This is a genomic window from Paraburkholderia sp. BGA-UO-ETr-F21, assembly GCF_059567925.1.
Genome location: NZ_JCAQOY010000016.1, coordinates 255,134 through 274,853 on the forward strand (window position 1 = coordinate 255,134; position 19,720 = coordinate 274,853).

General features: G+C 63.5%; 19 protein-coding genes. 8 read left to right on the forward strand and 11 right to left on the reverse strand.

Annotation, left to right across the window (positions count from 1 at the left end; all coding sequences use genetic code 11):
- The first annotated feature begins 17 nt into the window (after window positions 1-17).
- Genes AC57B1_RS12145 through AC57B1_RS12155 form a run of 3 tightly spaced genes read left to right on the forward strand, consistent with a single transcriptional unit; the run spans window position 18 to window position 3,182 of the window.
- On the forward strand, window positions 18-1,022 hold the full coding sequence (locus tag AC57B1_RS12145; RefSeq protein WP_091798159.1) for an ABC transporter ATP-binding protein: 1,005 nt from the start codon (window positions 18-20) through the stop codon (window positions 1,020-1,022).
- Window positions 1,019-2,038 (forward strand): peptide ABC transporter ATP-binding protein, encoded by a 1,020-nt coding sequence (locus AC57B1_RS12150; RefSeq protein WP_408181534.1) that lies wholly within the window; start codon window positions 1,019-1,021, stop codon window positions 2,036-2,038. The genes AC57B1_RS12145 and AC57B1_RS12150 overlap by 4 nt, the downstream gene beginning before the upstream one ends.
- Entirely contained in the window at window positions 2,031-3,182 is a 1,152-nt protein-coding gene (locus tag AC57B1_RS12155; RefSeq protein ID WP_408299882.1) for a TraB/GumN family protein, read from the forward strand. The genes AC57B1_RS12150 and AC57B1_RS12155 overlap by 8 nt, the downstream gene beginning before the upstream one ends.
- Window positions 3,183-3,415: 233 nt before the next feature.
- On the opposite strand, the gene AC57B1_RS12160 is transcribed toward AC57B1_RS12155, so the two are convergent.
- The 7 genes from AC57B1_RS12160 to pxpB form a co-directional block, all read right to left on the reverse strand.
- A complete protein-coding gene (locus AC57B1_RS12160) occupies window positions 3,416-3,553 on the reverse strand; it encodes a type II toxin-antitoxin system PemK/MazF family toxin (protein WP_408344204.1) in 138 nt (45 codons plus the stop codon).
- Between the two features lie 380 nt (window positions 3,554-3,933).
- Window positions 3,934-5,739: a tetratricopeptide repeat protein gene (locus tag AC57B1_RS12165; protein ID WP_496417610.1), complete on the reverse strand. Its 1,806-nt coding sequence runs from the start codon at window positions 5,737-5,739 to the stop codon at window positions 3,934-3,936.
- A 215-nt stretch (window positions 5,740-5,954) separates the two neighbouring features.
- Entirely contained in the window at window positions 5,955-6,911 is a 957-nt protein-coding gene (locus tag AC57B1_RS12170) for a DUF979 domain-containing protein (protein WP_408299890.1), read from the reverse strand.
- Window positions 6,908-7,657, reverse strand: coding sequence for a DUF969 domain-containing protein (locus AC57B1_RS12175; protein ID WP_408181522.1), 750 nt, complete (start codon window positions 7,655-7,657; stop codon window positions 6,908-6,910). The genes AC57B1_RS12170 and AC57B1_RS12175 overlap by 4 nt, the downstream gene beginning before the upstream one ends.
- A 242-nt stretch (window positions 7,658-7,899) precedes the next feature.
- Window positions 7,900-8,652 (reverse strand): 5-oxoprolinase subunit PxpA, encoded by a 753-nt coding sequence (gene pxpA, locus AC57B1_RS12180; protein WP_091798181.1) that lies wholly within the window; start codon window positions 8,650-8,652, stop codon window positions 7,900-7,902.
- A 19-nt stretch (window positions 8,653-8,671) separates the two neighbouring features.
- Window positions 8,672-9,724, reverse strand: a complete 1,053-nt coding sequence (locus AC57B1_RS12185) for a 5-oxoprolinase subunit C family protein (RefSeq protein ID WP_408181518.1) — start codon at window positions 9,722-9,724, stop codon at window positions 8,672-8,674.
- Window positions 9,721-10,374 (reverse strand): 5-oxoprolinase subunit PxpB, encoded by a 654-nt coding sequence (pxpB, locus tag AC57B1_RS12190; RefSeq protein ID WP_091798187.1) that lies wholly within the window; start codon window positions 10,372-10,374, stop codon window positions 9,721-9,723. The genes AC57B1_RS12185 and pxpB overlap by 4 nt, the downstream gene beginning before the upstream one ends.
- A gap of 207 nt (window positions 10,375-10,581) precedes the next feature.
- On the opposite strand from pxpB, the gene AC57B1_RS12195 reads away from it, so the two are divergent.
- The gene (locus AC57B1_RS12195) at window positions 10,582-11,094 is read left to right on the forward strand and encodes a winged helix DNA-binding protein (protein ID WP_007179899.1); all 513 of its coding nucleotides are present in this window, start codon (window positions 10,582-10,584) and stop codon (window positions 11,092-11,094) included.
- A 57-nt stretch (window positions 11,095-11,151) separates the two neighbouring features.
- Here AC57B1_RS12195 and AC57B1_RS12200 read toward each other — a convergent pair whose 3' ends face one another.
- Window positions 11,152-11,694 carry a 5-formyltetrahydrofolate cyclo-ligase gene (locus AC57B1_RS12200; protein WP_408181513.1) on the reverse strand — a complete coding sequence of 181 codons (543 nt, stop codon included), beginning with the start codon at window positions 11,692-11,694 and terminating at the stop codon, window positions 11,152-11,154.
- A gap of 77 nt (window positions 11,695-11,771) precedes the next feature.
- On the opposite strand from AC57B1_RS12200, the gene AC57B1_RS12205 reads away from it, so the two are divergent.
- The 4 genes from AC57B1_RS12205 (at window position 11,772) to AC57B1_RS12220 (ending at window position 16,685) form a co-directional block, all read left to right on the forward strand.
- Window positions 11,772-13,739 carry a lytic transglycosylase domain-containing protein gene (locus AC57B1_RS12205; protein ID WP_496417611.1) on the forward strand — a complete coding sequence of 656 codons (1,968 nt, stop codon included), beginning with the start codon at window positions 11,772-11,774 and terminating at the stop codon, window positions 13,737-13,739.
- 80 nt (window positions 13,740-13,819) lie between these two features.
- Window positions 13,820-14,773, forward strand: coding sequence for a complex I NDUFA9 subunit family protein (locus tag AC57B1_RS12210; RefSeq protein WP_408344218.1), 954 nt, complete (start codon window positions 13,820-13,822; stop codon window positions 14,771-14,773).
- Between the two features lie 29 nt (window positions 14,774-14,802).
- Entirely contained in the window at window positions 14,803-15,456 is a 654-nt protein-coding gene (locus AC57B1_RS12215; protein ID WP_408344221.1) for a glutathione S-transferase family protein, read from the forward strand.
- The gene (locus AC57B1_RS12220; RefSeq protein WP_496417612.1) at window positions 15,453-16,685 is read left to right on the forward strand and encodes a multifunctional CCA addition/repair protein; all 1,233 of its coding nucleotides are present in this window, start codon (window positions 15,453-15,455) and stop codon (window positions 16,683-16,685) included. Before AC57B1_RS12215 ends, AC57B1_RS12220 begins: the two co-directional genes overlap by 4 nt.
- 521 nt (window positions 16,686-17,206) lie before the next feature.
- Here the strand turns inward: AC57B1_RS12220 and AC57B1_RS12225 are convergent.
- The 3 genes from AC57B1_RS12225 to AC57B1_RS12235 all read right to left on the reverse strand — a co-directional run bounded on the left by AC57B1_RS12225 (window position 17,207) and on the right by AC57B1_RS12235 (window position 19,711).
- Window positions 17,207-17,659, reverse strand: a complete 453-nt coding sequence (locus AC57B1_RS12225) for a hypothetical protein (protein WP_496417613.1) — start codon at window positions 17,657-17,659, stop codon at window positions 17,207-17,209.
- 644 nt (window positions 17,660-18,303) lie between these two features.
- Window positions 18,304-18,498 carry a DUF2905 domain-containing protein gene (locus tag AC57B1_RS12230; protein ID WP_091798205.1) on the reverse strand — a complete coding sequence of 65 codons (195 nt, stop codon included), beginning with the start codon at window positions 18,496-18,498 and terminating at the stop codon, window positions 18,304-18,306.
- A gap of 22 nt (window positions 18,499-18,520) precedes the next feature.
- Complete coding sequence (locus AC57B1_RS12235; RefSeq protein ID WP_496417614.1) at window positions 18,521-19,711, reverse strand: class I SAM-dependent methyltransferase; 1,191 nt, start codon at window positions 19,709-19,711, stop codon at window positions 18,521-18,523.
- Window positions 19,712-19,720 lie beyond the last annotated feature (9 nt).

Genomic DNA, 19,720 nt, shown 5'->3' on the forward strand with positions numbered 1-19,720 from the left:
GCCGTGCGCGCGCTGACATGTCTAGCCTATTGACCATCCGCAATCTGGCGGTGGACTTCAACGGACTGCCCGCCGTCGACCGGATCAACCTCGATGTCGCGCCGGGCGAAGTGGTCGGCGTGGTCGGCGAATCGGGCTCGGGCAAGAGCGTGACGATGATGGCGCTGATGGGCCTGATCGACGCGCCCGGCAAAGTGACGGCCGACGAAATCACCTTCAACGGCAAGAACCTGCTGAAGGCCTCGGCGAAGGAACGCCGCAAGATCATCGGCAAAGATATCGCGATGGTGTTCCAGGACGCGCTGACCAGCCTGAATCCGAGCTACACGGTCGGCTATCAGATCAAGGAAGTGCTGAAGCTGCACGAAGGCTTGCGCGGCAGCGCGCTGGACAAGCGCGCTTTGGAACTGCTCGACCAGGTCGGCATTCCGGATGCGAAAAGCCGTATCAGTTCGTTTCCGCACCAGATGTCGGGCGGCATGAACCAGCGCGTGATGATCGCGATGGCGATTGCCTGCAACCCGAAGCTGCTGATCGCCGACGAGCCGACCACCGCGCTCGACGTGACGATCCAGGCGCAGATCATGGAACTGCTGATCAAGCTGCAGAAGGAACGCGGCATGGCGCTCGTGCTGATTTCGCACGATCTGGCGGTGGTGTCCGAGGTCGCGCAACGCGTCGCGGTCATGTACGCTGGCGAAGTGATCGAGACCAACCGGGTGCCGGACATCTTCGCCGCGCCGCATCATCCATATACGGAAGCGTTGCTGGCGGCGATTCCCGAGCACAATGTCGGCGCGGTGCGGCTGGCGGCCCTGCCGGGCATGGTGCCGGGTCGCGACGACCGTCCGAAGGGCTGTCTGTTCGCACCACGCTGCAAGTACGTGGTCGACGACTGCACCAAGGCGCGGCCCGCGCTCGCGCCGATGGAAGGTCACGCTGAGGTGGCGCGCGTGCGCTGCATCAAACCCCTGAACCTGAGCGGCGACGCCAATGTTCACACCCATGGAGGCGCACGATGAACGCAGTACTCGAAACGCGGCGCCAGTCGGACCATGCGGGCGACCACGTACTGGTCGCGGAGCAATTGGCGCGTTACTACTCGGTTAAGCGCGGTCTGTTCGCCACCGGCACGGTGAAGGCGCTCAACGGCGTCTCGTTTGCGCTGGAGCGCGGCAAGACCCTGGCCGTGGTCGGTGAATCCGGCTGCGGCAAATCGACGCTCGCGCGTCAACTCACCATGATCGAAGCGCCCAGCGCGGGCCGCTTGCTGATCGACGGTGAAGACGTGGCCGGCGCCGATCACGCGAAGATCGCCGCGCTGCGGCGGCGCGTGCAGATGGTGTTCCAGAACCCGTTTGCCTCGTTGAATCCGCGCAAGACCGTCGAGCAGACGTTGGGCGAGCCGCTCGCGATCAACACGCAACTGAGCCCGACCGAGCGCGCCGAACGCATCGCGCAGATGATGCGCACCGTCGGCCTGCGTCCGGAACATGCGAAGCGCTATCCGCATATGTTCTCCGGCGGCCAGCGGCAGCGTGTGGCGATTGCGCGTGCGATGATTCTCGACCCGCAGATCGTCGTTGCCGACGAACCCGTGTCGGCGCTCGACGTGTCGATCCAGGCGCAGATTCTGAATCTGTTCATGGACCTGCAGCAGCAGTTCAAGACCAGCTACGTGTTCATCTCGCACAACCTCTCGGTGGTGGAGCATATCGCCGACGATGTGATGGTGATGTACTTCGGCGGCGTGGCGGAGCTCGGCGACAAGAAGCGCATTTTCTCGAAGCCGCGTCATCCGTACACGCGTGCATTGATGTCGGCCACGCCTTCGATCTTCGAAGCGGATCGCTCGATCAAGATCAAGCTGCAAGGCGAAATGCCGTCGCCGCTGAATCCGCCGTCGGGTTGCACGTTCCATCAGCGCTGCCCGTACGCGATCGACCGCTGCCGCAGTGAAGAACCGAAGCTGCGTGAAGTGGATGGCCGCCAGGTGTCGTGTCACCGCGCCGAGGAGGTGGGGGACATGGATGCCTGATGGGGTGGCGGCGCGTCGTCTTACGCGCCGCTTGCGTGATGGCGACCTTGGTGCTGCTTTCTCGCGGCGCTGGAGGGCGCGTGCACTGACCGGTGCCGCGCTCATCGGCGTTTGTTCTGTCTTTCATCCGGGCACGACAGCGATCGGCGTCGCGCATGCCGCCGGTGCCGCCGCCAATACGCCGGCGCAGGCGGGGCGCCCGGCACTGCCGGTGCCCAACATGCCGGCGCCGCCACGCGCCAGCTTGCCGGGTTTCAATCCGCCGCCCGCCTCGCCGGGCACTACGGCGAGCGGCCCGGTGCGCGCGCAGCCGGCGCGCATGCCGTTCTATGTCGCGACTCGCGGCACGATCACCCTGTATGTGCTGGGCACGCTGCACGTCGGCGATCCGGCTGACTACCCCGCCAATCAGCCCTTCCGGGCACCGATCCTCGGCGCACTGGCTGCCTCGCCGACGCTGGCGCTCGAACTCTCACCCGACGAACTGCTTGTTTCGCAAGATGACGTCGCGAAGTACGGCGTCTGCCGGCGCGACTGTCTGCCCGGTCTGCTGCCCGAGCCTTTGTGGCACAAGCTGGCGCTTCGGCTGCGCGCTAACCCGGCGGCACTGGATGCCATCAAGAAAATGCGGCCCTGGCTCGCTTCGTTGCTGGTCGAAACCTACGATTCTTTGAGCGCCGGTCTGCAGACCGAGTACGGTTCGGAAGCGCAGTTACAGAACGTGTATATCCGCACGCGCGGCAAGATCGTCGGTCTCGAGACGTTGCCGCAGCAGATGCGCGCATTCACGGGGCTGACGCTCGCGCAGCAGCGCGAGATGCTGGCGCAGGATCTGGTGCAGACACCGGCGGAAAACGTCGAGGACGTGCGGACCTTGCATCGCCTATGGCGTGTGGGCGATGCGGATGCAATCGCCGCCTGGCAGGCAGCGAAATCCGAAAAGCTGGCGCGCGACAAGCGCATCTCCGATTCGATCGACAACAAGATCGTCTACGACCGCAACCGGCGCTTCGTGTCGCGAATGCTGCTGATCGCCGCGCCGAACAAGCCAGTGTTCGTGGCGATCGGCGCGCTGCATCTGGGTGGCCGCAAAGGCGTGCTGGAGCTTTTGCGGCAGCGCGGGTTCGTGGTGGAGGCGGGGTGAGGCGTCGCCGGACGTTGTTATGGAGCGGGGTCGATGGCGCTAATGACCCGCGCGACGATTTCGTCTGCGGTGACCTTGTCGAGCGTCTCGATGTAGCGAGCTGAGCCCGCGCTCACACGCGCGTCGATGTCGAACCTGATTGCAGACTGCGACGCCGCTCGTGTCGTGCCCGGAGATCGGAACCGCAAGTCCGACGTTGCGGGTGAAACTCCCCGCGCTTGTGATGGGCACGGTCATGCACACGCCCAAGCATTGATCTCGCCAGGTGTGATAACGACGAAACGGTGCCTGTCTTTCCTTTCGCGGCCTGCTACAGGATTGGGATCGATCCAGTACACGTCGCCGCGTCGTGGTGCATCGCGTTTTGCCATTAGCCAAGCACGCGTCCGACCGACCCGCCATCGCGCGCCCACGCTGTGTCCGCATTCAATTCGGCAATGCTTTCAGAGCCCTCGAGTATTTCGGCTAGCGAGTAGCGCCTATGCGCTGAAGCAAGCGGCCGCGCAATTAATTGTCCGTCTGCGACGTCGAGAGTCATCTGGTCGCCCGCACCGACGTGAAGAAGCTTGAGAAGCGCAGGTGGAATCGTCATCGCCAGGGCGCCCCCCCTGGCGGCGAATTTTCGATATGACAGCCATGGTCTCGTTTCCTGTCGGCGATGAGTTGTTGATGTGCAGCAAATGTGGCACATTTTCGTGGCTTACCGGACCGGGCGTCACCGCGCCAAAATCTGTCCAACTTTGAAATTTGCTCACTGAGCCTCCTTCTTTAGAGCTTGCGTCACTTCTTCAACCACCGGCATCCAATCCCCCAATACCGCTTGCCGGAACAACCTCATCCCCGGATACCAGGGCGAGTCGCTGCGCGCTTCCAACCAGCGCCAATCGGAATTGGCGGGCAGCAGTAACCACACCGGTTTGCCCAACGCGCCGGCCAGATGCGCGACGCCGGTGTCCACGGCAATCACCAGATCGAGATTCATGATCAGCGCGGCCGTGTCTTCGAAGCTGTTCAGCGCGGCGGTGAAATCGTTGGCACGGAAAGCCGGCGGTGCGTCGGCCAACTGCGCATGCGCCGGGCCCTTTTGCAGCGCGTACCAGGCGACGTTCTCCGCCTCGCTGAACGGGCTCAGGTCGGCGAGCGTCGTCGACCGATAGCGGTCGTTGCCGAATGTGGGACTGCCGGCCCAGACAAGGCCCACCTTTCGCTTCGATTCATTAGCCGTACCGAGCCGTTTGCGCCACGCTTTCGTCTTCGCCTTGTCGGCGAACAGGTAGGGCACGTCCGCGGGAAGGGTTGAGAGATCCAGGTCAAGACAGGACGGCACGCTCATCATCGGCACCCAGAAATCGTACTCACCGTCGGGCTTGCCGCTGTACGCGCGGTGTATGCCCGCCATACGCCCGACCAAAGGCAGCAGAGCCTCGCGCACGCAGAGGTCGACGAATGCGCCGCGCTGCGCGAGCACGCTTGCAAAGCGCAGGAACTGGAAGTGGTCGCCGAAACCTTGCTCGCCGACCAGCAGCAGGCGACGCCCTTCGAGCGGCTCGCCCCGCCATTCGGTCACGCCCGGCACCGCGATCGCGTCGTAGTCGTTCTTGCGCCAGCGCAGCGCGAATTCAGCCCAGCCTTCCTTGTAGTCGCCGCGCTTGAGCAACAGCCACGCGAGATTCTGATGCGCGTCAGCGTAATGCGGATCCTGGGCGAGTGCTCGCCGATAGAAACCTTCCTCTTCGTCGAGGCGCCCTTGAGCGCCGATCGAGCCGCCCAGACACACCAGGTGAGTCGGAATCGGTTTGAGTGCGACCGCGCGCCGGTAATGCGATTCGGCGCCGGCATAGTCGCCGAGCTTGCCGATCAGGCTGCCCAGATTCACGTGCGCCTCCGCGTAATTCGTACGCAGCGCCAAGGCTTGCTCGAAGCTGGCGATCGCCGCGCCGTGGTCGCCTTGCGCCTGGTACGTGTTTCCCGCGCTGAAGTGCGCCTCCGCGGAGGTCGGTTCGAGCGACAGGACGTGCCGATAGCACGCGAGCGCTTCGTCGAAACGGGCGAGCTTGTTCAGCGCCGTGCCGAGGTTCAGATGCGCGTCGAGCAGCGCGGGGTTCGAGGCCAGCGCCAACCGGTAGTGCTCGATCGCTTCGAGGAAGGCGCCTTGCGCTTGCAGCGCGACGCCGAAGTTGTTGTGCGCGTCGGCGAAATCTGGCTGGAGTTGCAGTGCCTGGTCGTAGCAGATCATCGCTTCGTCGAGATGGCCGAGCGCGGCGGCCACGAGTCCGCGGTTGCTCCAGCAGGCGGCATCGTGCCGGTCGAGTTTGAGCGCGCGGCTCATCAGGCCGGCGGCGGTGTCGTGGTTGCCGCGTTGATAGTGCAGCACGCCGAAGTAGTGCAAGGCTCCCGTATGGGCGCCATCGAGCGTGAGCGCCTCGCGATAAAACGATTCGGCCGTTTCGAGCCTGCCGGCCTGGTGCGCTTCGAGCGCGGCGTCGATCAATGCGGTGAGATAGGCGGTGGGTGGCAGAGCGGCGTGCGTGCGCTCAGGCTGCGATTGATGTTCCATGGAAACCTGCGGGAGAGCGACGGCAGTGCGTGCTGCGTGAGCCGGCGCATGTGGATGGGAGACCATCCAGCATCGTAGAGTTGCCGCTCGTTTCCCGACGATCGGACGCTTCCTAATTCGGTTGCATCCATGTCGTGCAGTGTGACCATTTCACTGACACATCGCAGAAAAATCCTGCGATGCGTCAGTGTTTATTGATTGCTGAAGAAAAAGTCCTACAAGAACATCAGGAAATTCAGCAGGAAGATATTCACGATGAGCAAGGTCAGCGCGGTCGGGATCTGCACTTTGATCACTGCGTTCTTATCGGGCAATTCCAGCAGTGCGGCCGGCACCATGTTGAAGTTCGCGGCCATCGGCGTCATCAGCGTGCCGCAGTAGCCCGAGAACATGCCGATCGCGACCATCACCGCCGGATTGCCGTGGAACACGCCCACCAGAATCGGCACGCCGACGCCGCCCGTCATCACCGGGAATGCGGCGAAGCCGTTGCCCATCACCATGGTGAAGAGCGCCATGCCGATGCAGTACACGGCCACCGCAATGAAGCGATAGTCGAGGCTGATGTAGGCCGTGGTCACGTGTGCGACGGCCTTGCCGACCCCGGCGTCCGAGAACACGAGGCCGAGCATGCCGAGCATCTGCGGCAGCACCGCGGCCCACGACAACGCATCGACCAGCCGGCGCGTTTCCTTCATCGACTGGCCGACGGTGTCGCGCGTCATTACGCAGGCAATCGCGAGCGCGATCACGCAGCCGATCCCGAAACCGATCAGCGTGACGTTGGCCTTCTCGATCAGCGGCAAGCCGCCGAACACCAGATGGCTCGCCGAGAGCGTGATGATCACGGTGACGACCGGAATCGTCAGCGCGGGCACGAACAGCTTGTTGCGAAGACGCGCGGCGCTGGCCATACGCGCTTCGAGCGACAGCACTTTCGGCTTGGCCGCGGTCACGCCGCCGAACCCGGCAATCAGCGCCATCACGATGACGAGCACACCGACCACGGCCGGCGGCAGCTTGTCGCCGATCAGGAAGATCAGCGCGTAGAGAATCCAGAAACCGCCGGCCGTGAAACGGCGTGGGTGATCCTTGTCCGTGACGATCATGCCGCCGACGACAAGCAGCACCACGCCCAACAGCCAGAACAGATAGGTGATCGAGAGTGTCATGCCTGGTCTCCTGCGGCGGATTGTTTCGGCGAAACGGCAGCCTGGCTGGCCGTGGCGTTGCCGCGCAGTTCGCGTTCGAGTTTGCGGTCGAGCAGATACAGGCGGAAGCCGTGAATGATGAATGCGCAGATAGCGGTCGGAATGCCCCACACGGCCACGTGAATCGGCTCGACGATGATTCCCGCTTCCTTCAGGAAGGTAGTCATCAGCACGATCGCGCCGAACGCCACGAAAATGTCCTCGCCGAAGAAGAGCCCCACGTTGTCGGTCGCCGCGGAGAACGCGCGCAATTTGAAGCGCACGGCGTCGCTGATCTTGCCGAAGCGGGTTTCGGTCGCGCCTTCGGCCATCGGCGCGATCAGCGGACGCACCATTTGCGGATGGCCGCCGAGTCCGGTCAGGCCGACCGCCGCGGTCAGCTCGCGCACCAGCAGATAAACGATCAGAAGACGCCCGGCGGTCGCGGCCTTGATGCCGCCGATCCACGCTTGCGCGCGTTCACGCAGTCCGTGCCGTTCGAGCAGACCGATCACGGCCAGCGGCAGCAGAATGATCAACGGGATATTGCGGGTCTTGATAAAACCGGTGCCGATCTCGGCAAGAATCTTTTCAGGCGGGAAGTGCGCGGCGAGGCCCGTGATAATCGCGGCGACCGCCACGATCAGCATCGGATTGAACCGCAATAAAAAGCCGACGATGATGACGGCCACGCCAATGAGCGGCCATAGACTGACTGTTGTCTGCATCTGGATCTCCAAACAGGGTTTCAACCTTGCCGCTTGTGACGGCTAACGTGGGCCGGCGTCCGGTGGTCCGGGCGCCGTCTTGTTGCGACGGCTCTTGATGGCCGCCTCTGCTTCGAACTACACCTGCTGACTACGGGTACTGCTATGCGTCCTGTACCTGGCAAACGCCCCGCATGAAGCGGGGCGTGGGAAAGGTGCAGAAGGTTTGAATCGCGCTGTCCGGCTCGCGTTTCGGCCGACGCTCAGGCGCGGGCGGCGACTGCCGCATGGACTTCGATGCCGGCGTCCCGCAGCGCGCCACGAATGCGCCGCGCGAACGCCAGCGCATGCGGACCGTCCCCGTGCAGGCAAATGGTCTGCGCGTTCAGCGGCACCCATTGGCCGTCCACGGCCTGCACGCGTTGCTCGCGAATCATGGTGAGCGTGCGCGCCAGCACTTCGTCTTCGTCGTCGAGCAGCGCGCCGGGTTCTTTGCGCGGCACCAGCGAACCGTCCGCGCGATAGCCGCGATCGGCGAAGACTTCCTCGATCGCGGTGAGGCCCGCGTTGCGCGCGGCCGTCACGAGTCCGCTGTTGGCCAGCGCGAACACCGCCACCGACGGATCGAAATCGTGCACCGCCGAGACGATCGCGTCGGCGATCCTGTCATCGCGCGCGGCCTGGTTGTACAGCGCGCCGTGCGGCTTGACGTGCGCAATGCGCCCGCCCTCCGCCTGGGCGATCGCCGAGAGTGCGCCGAGCTGGTACAACACGCCCGCGTAAATCTCGTTGGCCGGCAGATCCATTTCCTTGCGACCGAAATTTTCCGGATCGTTGAAGCTTGGATGCGCGCCGATCGACACGCCTTTCTGCACCGCCCAGCGCACGCAGTCGTGCATCGCATTGGCGCCGCCCGCGTGCCAGCCGCACGCGATATTCGCCGAGCTGACGAGGTCCAGCAGCGCCTCGTCGGACCCGCTGCCTTCGCCGAGGTCGGCGTTCAAATCGATTTCCATGGAGTTCCCCTACTCAGTATTACAGCGCCGCAACGGCCGACTGGCGCGCGCAGCGTTCTTCATGCATGGCGATCGCTGCGTCGATCTGCCGCAAGTACGTGCGCTCTTCCAGCAAAGCCTGGCGCGCCTCGTAAGGCGTCGTCGGAATGAAGCGTACGGATGCGTTCAGGCGAACCTGCGCGAGCTTCCAGAGGTCGGCCTGAATCACGGCGCCGATCTTCGGATAGCCGCCCGTGGTTTGTGCATCGCTCAACAGCACGATCGGCTGGCCGTTCGGCGGCACCTGAATCGTGCCCGGCAGCACGGCGTGCGAAAGCAGATCGGTTTTCTGCGTGCGTTTGAGCTCGGCGCCGGCAAGGCGGTAGCCCATGCGGTTGCTGTTCGGCGTGACGAGCCATTCATCGGACCAGAAGGATTCGTGGGCTTCCTCGGTGAAGTGCTCGTACTCCGGTCCGCGCAGCACGCGGATCGGCACGGCCCACGGCACGCCGGACGGGTGACGCCCACGCCGCAGGGGTTCGTGAACCAGCACGAACTTGCACCACGCGGGCGCCTTCACGCCGAACTCCGGCGCCTCGGGCGTAAAGCCGAGATGGCCGCGCTGAGGCGGCGCACCCACCGGCAGGCGATCGCCGTCGCGTAACGCCCGGCCGCCGAGTCCGCCGAAATGGCCCGCGAGATCGGTGCTGCGCGAGCCGAGCATGGGCAACACGTCGACGCCGCCCGCCACGCACACATAGCCGCGCATGCCGCGCTTCGCCGCGTTCAACACCAGTTCCTGGCCGGCCTGCACCGGCAGGCTCCACCACGAGTAGACCGGTTTGCCGTCGAGCGTCGCGCCGAACTCGGTGCCGGTGATCGCCACCCGCGTGGCGCGCAGAAAGCGCAGCACGGTCGGCCCGAAGGTGATTTCCAGACCGGCCGCATCGGGCCGGTTGCCGACCAGCCGGTTGCCGACTTCGAGCGACAGACGGTCGAGCGCTCCGCCCATCGCGACGCCCAGATGCCGGTAGCCATGACGGCCGAGATCCTGAATCGTGGTCAACAGACCCGCGCGAATCACATCGATCATGCCTGTATCCCCGCGATGGTGAAGCGCACCCGGTCGCCCGGTTGCAGCAGCGTGGGCGGCCGGCGCGCCGGGTCGAACAGCGGCAGCTCGGTGCGGCCGATCAACTGCCAGCCGCCGGGCGACGTGGCCGGATAGATGCCGGTCTGTTCGCCGCCGATACCAACCGACCCAGCCGGTACTTCGAGCCGCGGCGACGCGCGGCGCGGCGTGTGCAGCGCGGCTTCGAGCCCACCCATATAGGCGAAGCCCGGCTGGAAGCCGAGGAAGAACACCACGTAGTCGCCATTCGAATGACGTTCGACGACCTCGCGCACGCTCAAACCCGTGTGATCGGCGACCGTTTTCAGATCAGGACCGAACTCGCCGCCGTACTGCACCGGAATCTCGACTTCACGGCCCGCCGCGGGCGCGTCGCTCACCGCATTCCAGGCCGTCTGCAGGTGGCTTACCAGCGCGTCGCGGTCGGCCTCGAGTGGATCGAAAACCAGCGTGAGGTTATTCATGCCGGGCACCACCTCCAGCACATGCGGCCATTCGCGTGCGGCAGCGGCCGCCGCCCACACGCGACGCTGGCATTCCAGCGTGGCAGGCGGCGGCGCCTCGCAGACTAGCGCGGTATCGCCGAGCGGAAAGATTCTTGGTTGGCTCATGAGTTAACGGCCCAGGTCGAGTCGGAGGATTCGGGCACAGCACACCCTTTGACCGGTTATCGGCATCGGGCAGGCGACGATTGAAGCGTACATTATCAATAAAATATCAACAATTTCTCAATAAGCGTTTTTGCCAGGCTCCCTGGGATCGAGCGCTCGTCGTACACTCCCGACACCTTCCCAATCTGCCTCTCGAGAATCTTTGCCATGTCGCGCCATCCCACCAAGATCGTTTCCTCGGAACATCTCGTGTCTGAGACCAGCGCGGAGCTGTCGGAACTCGAGTACGCGCTCATCATGGCAGGCAACGCCTTCAATCGATGGATGGTGCGCTGCATGTCGGCGGCGGGAGACAAGGACATGACCGCTATCGAGGTCTCGCTGCTGCATCACGTCAGCCATCGCGAGCGCCGCAAGAAGCTGGCGGACATCTGCTTCGTGCTGAACATCGAAGACACGCACGTCGCCACTTACGCATTGAAGAAGCTCGTAGCTAGAGGGTATGTAAAAAGCGAAAAGACCGGCAAGGAAGTGTTCTTCTCGGCAACCGAAGCCGGCCGTGAGCTCTGTCTGAAATATCGCGAGGTGCGTGAGAGTTGCCTGATCTCCACGCTGAAGGAGAGCGGCCTGACCAACGAGCAGATCGGCGAGGCGGCGCAACTGATGCGCAACGCGTCCGGTCTCTACGACACGGCAGCGCGGGCGGCCGCGTCTTTATAACGCGGCCCGGTGTGCGTCCGGGTGGCGTAGCCGCCCGGCGCGGCACCCGCCGAGCGCCTAACCCGCCGGGTGCGGGTAGAGCGCTGCCTCGGTGACGATCAGATCGAGCGGAATGTCGTGGGTTTCGCGCTGCAATGCGGGCGTGCGGCATGCTTCGTAGGCGATGCCCACGGTGATCGGCTTTTTCGCGCCGGGCCACGTAGCCAGCGTGCGATCGTAATAGCCGCCGCCATAACCGAGCCGGTAGCCGTGGGCGTCGAAACCCACGCACGGCACGAACAGCAGTTCGGGTGTCACGATACGCCCCGATGACGGCTCGGCGATCTTGTGATGGCCGATCTTCATCGGCATGTCGGGCGTCCATGCGTGAAATTCCAGCGGCTCGCCGCGCGCCTTGATCACCGGCAAACTGGCTTCGCGTTGCGCGCCTGCCGCAAGCCAGATCGAGATCGCCGCGCGCGCGTCGAACTCGCCGGCGAGCGGCCAGTAGAATCCCACGCTATTCACGCCATACTGCTTCAACGCATCGAGCAGGCGCCGTGCGAGCGCGGTATTGCGCGCCGGCTCGGAAGCCGCTTGCAGCCTTGCTTCCAATAGCATTTTACGCAGCGCCTTTTTCGATTCGGCGGCAGGGTTGCATGCTATGCTTGAGTTCAATTCGCGCTCCAGAAACAACGATGTCAAAACGCCTTTACCGAGTATATCGCGCGGCCGGTCTGGCGCTTGCCGCTGCGGCACTCGTCGCGTGCAGCACGGCCTCCGCCGTCAAGCCCCTTCCCCTTTCGCAACTCACGAACGACGACCAGATCTTCGTTCAGCTACGCGAGGCCGCCCGTAGTAACGACGCGGCGCGTGCAGCGCAGCTTGCCAGCATGATTCCGGACTATCCGGCGCCTGCGTATCTGGAGTACTTCCAGATCAAGCCGCAGTTGTTCGATTCGAGTGGGCACGCGCGCATCGACGCGCCTGACGCGCCGGTGCTGAGCTTCCTGCAGAAGTACGACGGCCAGGCGATCGCAGACCGCCTGCGCAACGACTACCTCACGGTGCTCGGCGCGCGTCACGACTGGCGCAACTTCGATCAGCAATACGCCCGCTTCGTCCTGAACGACGATACCCAGGTGAAGTGCTACGCGCTCGAATCGCGCGCCTCGCGCGGCGAAAATGTCGCCGATGCGGCCCGCGCGCTGCTGGTCGATCCGAAATGGTACGGCGACGGCTGCGTGGATCTGATCAACGCGCTGGCCATCAACCAGCAGTTCAGTTCCGCCGACGTGTGGCAACAGATCCGCCTCGCCTACGAACAGAACTACACCAACACCGGCGCGAAGCTCGTCGACGCGCTCAGCAACCAGCCGCCTGACCCGGTGCTGTTCAATCAGGCCGCCAACACGCCGCCGTTGCTGCTGGCGCGCGGCGTCGGGCCGGATACGCAGTCGCATCAACTGGCGTTGCTGGCTATCACACGCATGGCGCGCAATGATCCGGCCATGGCCGCGGCCACGTTCGCCTCGGTGGCGCCGTCGCTGAGTTCGCCCGAACGCGCGATCGGCTGGGGCACGATTGCTTATCAGGCTGCCGCCAAGCAGATGCCGGGCGCGGTGGACTGGTATCGCCTGTCGGTGAATGCGCCGCTCTCGAACCCCGCGTATGAATGGCGCACCCGCACCGCCTTGCTCGCAGGCGACTGGACGATGGTGCGCTGGTCGATCGAACAGATGCCGGCGGCGCTGCGCAACCAGCCGTCGTGGGTGTATTGGCATGCGCGAGCGCTCAAGCAGGCGGGCGACACGACCACGGCCAATCAGGAGTTCGAGTCGATTTCGCAGGGCTACAACTTCTACGGCCAACTGGCGGCGGAAGAACTGGGCCAGAAGATCACGGTCCCGCCAAAAACCGCGGTGAGCGACGCCGAGGTCCAGCAAGCCGGCAACACGCCCGGCTTCGATCTGGCGCAACGATTCTATGCACTGAATCTGCGGCTCGAAGGCAATCGCGAATGGAACTGGCCGCTGCGCACCATGAGCGACCGGCAACTGCTCGCCACCGCCGAATACGCACGCCGTATCCAGCTGTATGACCGCACCGTCAACACGGCGGACCGCACGAAGAGCGAGCACGATTTCTCGCTGCGCTATCTGTCGCCGTTCAAGGATATCGTCGAGCGTGATTCGCAGTCGAACGGACTGGACGTGGAATGGGCCTACGGCCTGATTCGCCAGGAGTCGCGCTTCATCATGAACGCGCGCTCGGAAGTCGGCGCGAGCGGGTTGATGCAGTTGATGCCGGGCACCGCGCAGCTGGTCGCGAAGAAAATCGGCCTGGGTCCGATCTCGCGTGAGCAGATGAACGACATCAACACCAACATCCTGCTCGGCACGAACTATCTGTCGATGATCTACAATCAGTTCGACGGGTCCGCCGTGCTGGCCACCGCGGGCTATAACGCAGGCCCGGGCCGTCCGCGCAGCTGGCGGCAATCCTTGCAGCATCCGGTGGAAGGCGCGATCTTCGCCGAGGCGATTCCGTTCCAGGAAACGCGCGACTACGTTAAGAATGTGTTGTCCAACACGGTCTATTACGCGGCATTGTTCGAAGGCCGTCCGCAATCGCTGAAGGCGCGTCTGGGTTATATCGCACCGTAAGCGCCGTGCCGCCGCCGCCTCGTTTCGAGCGGCGGCGCGCCACGCCAGCCGTTGCCGCGGCTTCCACCAGGGAGTCGAAAATGCGACACAAAGCCATTGCGATCATCGGCGGTTCCGGTTTTATCGGCAGCCATCTCGTCAACGCCCTCGTCGAAGCGGGCAAAGACGTGCGGATCGCCACCCGGCGGCGCTACAACGCCCGCCATCTCACCCTGTTGCCCATCGACGTGATCGAAGCGGACGTGTTCGATCCGGTTCAACTCGCGCGCTTTGTCGAGGGCGCCGATTGCGTGATCAACCTCGTAGCCACGCTGCACGGCAAACGCGGCACGCCGTACGGCCCGGAATTCGCACGCATGCACGTGGACTTGCCGACCAAGATCGTGGCGGCATGCGAAGGCAAGGGCGTGCACCGCCTGATTCATATCAGCGCGCTCGGCGCCGACTCGAATGGCCCGAGTATGTACGCGCGTTCGAAGGGCGACGGTGAGAAGGCCGTGCATGCAGCCAATCTGGCGTGGACGATTTTCCGGCCGTCGGTGGTATTCGGCCCCGAAGATCAATTCCTCAACAAATTCGCGTTCCTGCAGCGCATGTTTCCAGTGATTCCGCTCGCGATGCCGGACGCCAAATTCCAGCCGGTGTATGTCGGCGATGTGGCAAAGGCGATCGTCAACGTGCTCGATCTGGATGCCGCCAGCGGCCGCACTTACGAACTCGGCGGCCCGACCGTCTATACGCTCGAAGATCTCGTCAAATATTGCGGCGACGTGCTCGGCAAGCATGCACGCATCATCCGCTTGCCGGAAGCGTTCGCGCGCCTGCAGGCGCTGACTTTCGAAATGGCACCCGGCGAGCCGGTGATCTCGCGCGACAATCTCGATTCGATGAAAGTCGACAACGTGTTGAGCGGACCGCTCGCGCCTGAACTTGGCATCGAGCCGGCCAGTATCGAAACGATCGCGCCGATCTATCTGACCGGCGCGTCGACGCGCTCGCGCTTCGACGCGTTTCGCGCCAGCGCGGGACGCTGAATTACCTTCACTCATTCCAGATACAAAGCATGAAGCTGATTATTGGTGACAAGAATTATTCGTCATGGTCGATGCGTCCGTGGCTGCTGTTCAAACACTTCGGCATTGCGTTCGAGGAAGTGCTGATTCATCTGAATCAGCCCGACACTAACGCGAAAGTGCTTGCGCTCGCGCCGTCGGGTCCGGGCAAGATTCCGTGCCTGGTCAACGACGACGGGTCCGCCACGTGGGATTCGCTGGCGATCGCCGAAACGCTCGCCGAACGCTTTCCTCAGCATGCGCTATGGCCGCGCGACGCGGTCGCGCGCAGCCATGCGCGCAGCGTGAGCGCGGAGATGCACTCGGGTTTCGGCGAATTGCGCTCGAACATGTGGATGAACATTCGCGCGTCCTTCCCCGGCAAGAACGCCACGCCGGGCGCGCTGGCCGATATCGCGCGAATCGAGGCGATCTGGCGCGACTGCCTCGACACCTATGGCGGCCCGTTTCTATTTGGCGAGTTCGGCATTGCCGATGCGATGTATGCGCCGGTCGTGATGCGCTTCAGGACCTGGCAGCCGGCGTTGTCGGAAGTGTCCAAAGCTTACGTGCAGCGCGTGAGCGAATTGCCGGCGGTGAAAGCGTGGATCGACGCCGCGCTGAGCGAAACGCATGCGATCGCTTATCAAGACGTATGCCCATGAACATCTATGCAGTAGGCGGCGCGATCCGCGACGAGTTGCTGGGCGTACCGGTGCAGGACCGTGATTATGTGGTGGTCGGCGCGACGCCGGAGCAGATGGTGGCGCAAGGCTACCGTCCGGTGGGCAAGGATTTTCCTGTGTTCCTGCATCCCGAGACACATGAGGAGTACGCGCTCGCCCGCACCGAGCGCAAGACGGCGGCCGGCTATCACGGCTTCCAGTTCTTCTATGCGCCGGACGTCACGCTCGAGGAGGACCTGGCGCGCCGCGACCTGACCATTAACGCGATGGCGCGCGAGGTGCGCCCGGACGGCGAGTTGACCGGCCCGGTGATCGACCCGTTCAACGGCCAGGGTGACTTGCAGGCGCGCCTGTTTCGCCACGTCAGCGACGCGTTTCTCGAAGACCCCGTGCGAATTTTGCGGATCGCGCGGTTTGCGGCGCGCTTTGTCGATTTCACGGTCGCACCGGAGACACTGGCGCTCATGCGCAAGATGGTGGCCGACGGCGAAGTGGACGCGTTGGTGGCCGAACGCGTGTGGCAGGAAGTGTCGCGCGGTTTGATGGAAAAGAAGCCGTCGCGCATGTTCCAGGTGCTGCGCGAATGCGGGGCGTTGGCGCGGATTCTGCCGGAAATCGACGCGCTGTTCGGCGTGCCGCAGCGCGCCGACTATCACCCCGAAGTGGATACGGGCGTGCATGTGATGATGGTGGTCGACCATGCGGCGCAGCAAGGCTATACGCTGCCGGTGCGATTCGCCGCTCTCGCGCACGACCTTGGCAAGGCGACCACGCCCGAAGACGTGCTGCCGCGGCATATCGGCCACGAGGGGCGCAGCGTGGATCTGCTGAAGCCTTTATGCGAGCGGCTGCGCGTGCCGAATGATTGCCGCGACCTGGCGATTCTGGTTGCGCGCGAGCATGGCAATATTCATCGCGTGATGGAGATGGGCGCGGCCGCGCTGGTGAGGTTGATCGAGCGGTGCGATGCGATTCGCAAGCCCGCGCGATTTGCCGAAGCCTTGCAGGCTTGTGAAGCCGATGCGCGTGGGCGGCTTGGGTTTGAGATGCGGGATTATCCGCAGGCCGAGAGGTTGAGAGTGGCGCTTATTGCTGCGCGTGGTGTGGATGCTGGTGCCGTGGCTAAGCGGCTCGTCGATGCGCCTGCTGGGATTAAGGATGCGGTGCATCTGGAGAGGGTTCGGGCTGTGGAGGGGGCTGTCGGGTGAGGGGTTTTTGGCCTGCCGGGCGGGTTTTTGGGGGTTCTTCGGGCTTTGGCCTTTCCTTGTTTTGCCTGTGGTTTATTAGCGTTGCCCCTGTGCGGGGCGGCACTTACTTTCTTTGCATGCCGCAAAGAAAGTAAGCAAAGAAAGCGGCTTCACACCGCTAACTCTTAAGCGGGTCCCTCGCGCAGTGACGGTAGTGGTGCATCTGGAATCTGTGTTCTCGCACATTACGCCTCAGTGACAAAGCACTCATTCTTCCCGCCTCGCGCAATGCGCTCGCCGGAAGGGGCTACTTTAAATGCGTTGGTTTCTCTGTGCGCTCGGGGAGCCGTCGGCTCCGCCTCGGCGATGTGCTGTTCAAGAATTCTGGTTTTTTAGCGTGGTTGCGTCAGGGAAACGTTAGCGGTGACCAGTACATTCGCGGTCGCCGCGGCGCGCGCTTCGCGTCGCACCGCAGTACCCTCGGAATGCGAACGACACATGCGCCTTTCTTCATGGCCGCAGTGCGGTGCCGCGGATCTTCGTCAGTGTGCAGTCACTGTGCGACGTGAAACCGTTTTGAATTGCATTGGCCTGTTATGCGTCCCCCTCGTTGCTCCGATTCGCGCACGGCTATTCGCCGCCGTCCGCGTAGCCTTTGCCAGTAGGTCCGCTGCATGACGCGCCGTGATGCGGCTCCGCGGAATTCCCTTCGCGTCAAGTGCGATGACCTGATACAACTCACAATCATTCTCGACTTCGCGTCGGTAGTCCTCGACGGTGTCCAACAGCAGTTCCAGTAGCCTCCGCTGCCGATGTCTTTCTTCTCGCGTCACCGCCGGACTCCTAACTATCGAAGCCACAAACGTGGCCAGCTTGTCCAGTTGACTTAGCTGCCGGTCAATCATTCCGAAAGCAGATAAGGCAAGTTTTTCGTATTGAAGTGCATCAACGGGTGGGCGTGGCGTAGTGCGTGAATTCTTGACGGATTTAATCATGGCGCGATCTCCCTGAAACTTACTTGGATCGCCCGACACGCGCTTGCAAGGTGGTGAGCGGGCACAGTGACAAGGTTGGCGGCCGTTACCAAACCGGCAGGCCCGAAGGCCTCCCCATCAAGGCCCGCCCATAAGACGCGCTGAGATAGACACACGCCCCCGCCAAAGCGGGCGCGTGTTTGGTAGCAGGCCGCCAAGCCTGGCCGTCGCTGTCTTGACGGCGAATTGAGTTTAAACGTCTTGCTTCGCGAGTGATCACCCATGCGAGCTAAAAGCTGCGCACCAGCACGATTTCCGAAATTTCCCAAGCACGCCCACGCACGAAATACTACGAGGCAGCAGAAACGTCAGGAAAGAACGAAGCGATCGGTTGAAGAAAGACCGCCACGGCGCGCACAGCGCCGCCGGAAGAATGAGCGCCTTGTCACCGACGCGGAATGTGCGAGAACACAGATTCCAGATGAACCACTACCGGGACTGTGCGAGGGACCCGCTTAAAAATTAGCGGTTCAAAGCGGCTTTCTTTGCCTACTTTCTTTGCCGCGGCAAAGAAAGTAGGTGCCGCCCCGCACAGGGGCAACGCAAATAGACCACGAAGTTAGCAAGGAAAGGCCAACACCGTGGCCAAAACGCACAAAACCCACCTACAAAAGCCTGGCAACAATCGACAACACCATAGAAAGCACCAATGTCGACATAAACGGAAACGGGTACTCCCGCCCAAAGAGCCGCAAGGTCACGTCGCCTGGCATGCGTCCAATGCCAATTTTCCTGAGCCAGGGCCAGCAGGACGACAACACCGCCACGGCGATAAACGTAGTCAATAGCCAGCGGATCATGGTCAGCTCCTGAAGGCGGCGTTCACAGCGTGTGCGACCGGTCGCCGCTGGAGAACGCTTGCAGCGTGTCGTCCAGCCCACGCGAGAATGCGATCACCTTGAACAGTTCGCCCATCTCCGCCTCGGACAACAGCTTCTGCACCGCATTCGCCGCGGGCAAATATTGTTTGGTGTCCGCAGGATCGATCTCCGATAACGCCTCGGTAATCCCCGCATTGAGCAGAAACCGCGCCTGCGACGTAAACCCCAGCAAGTCCGCGCCGGTTTCGACGCCGGCTTCGGCGATACCGGTGAATTCCACGTGCGCCGTGATGTCCTGCAACCCCGGATAGAGGAAAGGATCGCCGTGCGCCCGGTGCCGGTAGTGGCACATCAACGTGCCTTGCGCGCGCTGCGCATGGTAGTACTCGTGACGCGGAAAACCGTAGTCGATGAAGAAGGCCGCGCCGCGCGTGAGCATCGTGCAGATGGTGCGCGTGAATGCGCTGGCGGCTTCGTGCGTTTCCGTCACGTAGTCTTCGCCGGCTGAGTCGATCTCAGACAGCAGCGCGAGGTCCGCCGCGGCGGACACAGGCCGGTCGTCGAAGGTGAACGCTTCGCCGCGCCATGCCACGCCGCGCTCGTGCCAGGCGCCGCCGGTAAAGGCGAATAGCCGCACAGGCATCGCGTCCAGCACCTCGTTGCCGATCACCACACCGTCGAACCGCTCCGGCAAAGCGTCCAGCCAGCGCACTTTGGCGGCGAGCGCGGGCGCGGCGGCTTCGATCGTCTCGCGTTGGCGCTCGCGAAGCTCACCCGAAAGATCCACGATTGAGTAGCTGTCGAATTGCGCACCCAAAGCGTCGAGCGCGTCGAGCAGGCCGGCGGCGAGCTTGCCCGTGCCGGCGCCGAATTCCATCACGTCGCGCGTGCCGCTCGCCTGCAAGGCTTCCGCGACCGGGCGCGCCAGCGTCGCGGCGAACAGCGGCGACAGTTCCGGTGCGGTGACGAAGTCGCTGCCGTCGTCGCCGCGCAGACCGAATTTGCGGGCGCCGCCGCTGTAATAGCCCAGTCCCGGCGCGTATAGCGCGCGTTCCATGTAGCGGTCGAACGGCAGCCAGCCGCCGGCGGCTTCGAGCTCCGCACGGATCTGCGCGACCAGCGCTTCGGACTGCGCAAGCGCGCTCGGGCCGGGAGCAGGTAAACTATCGGGTTGGTGAGCTTTCGGATTCATCCCCGCATT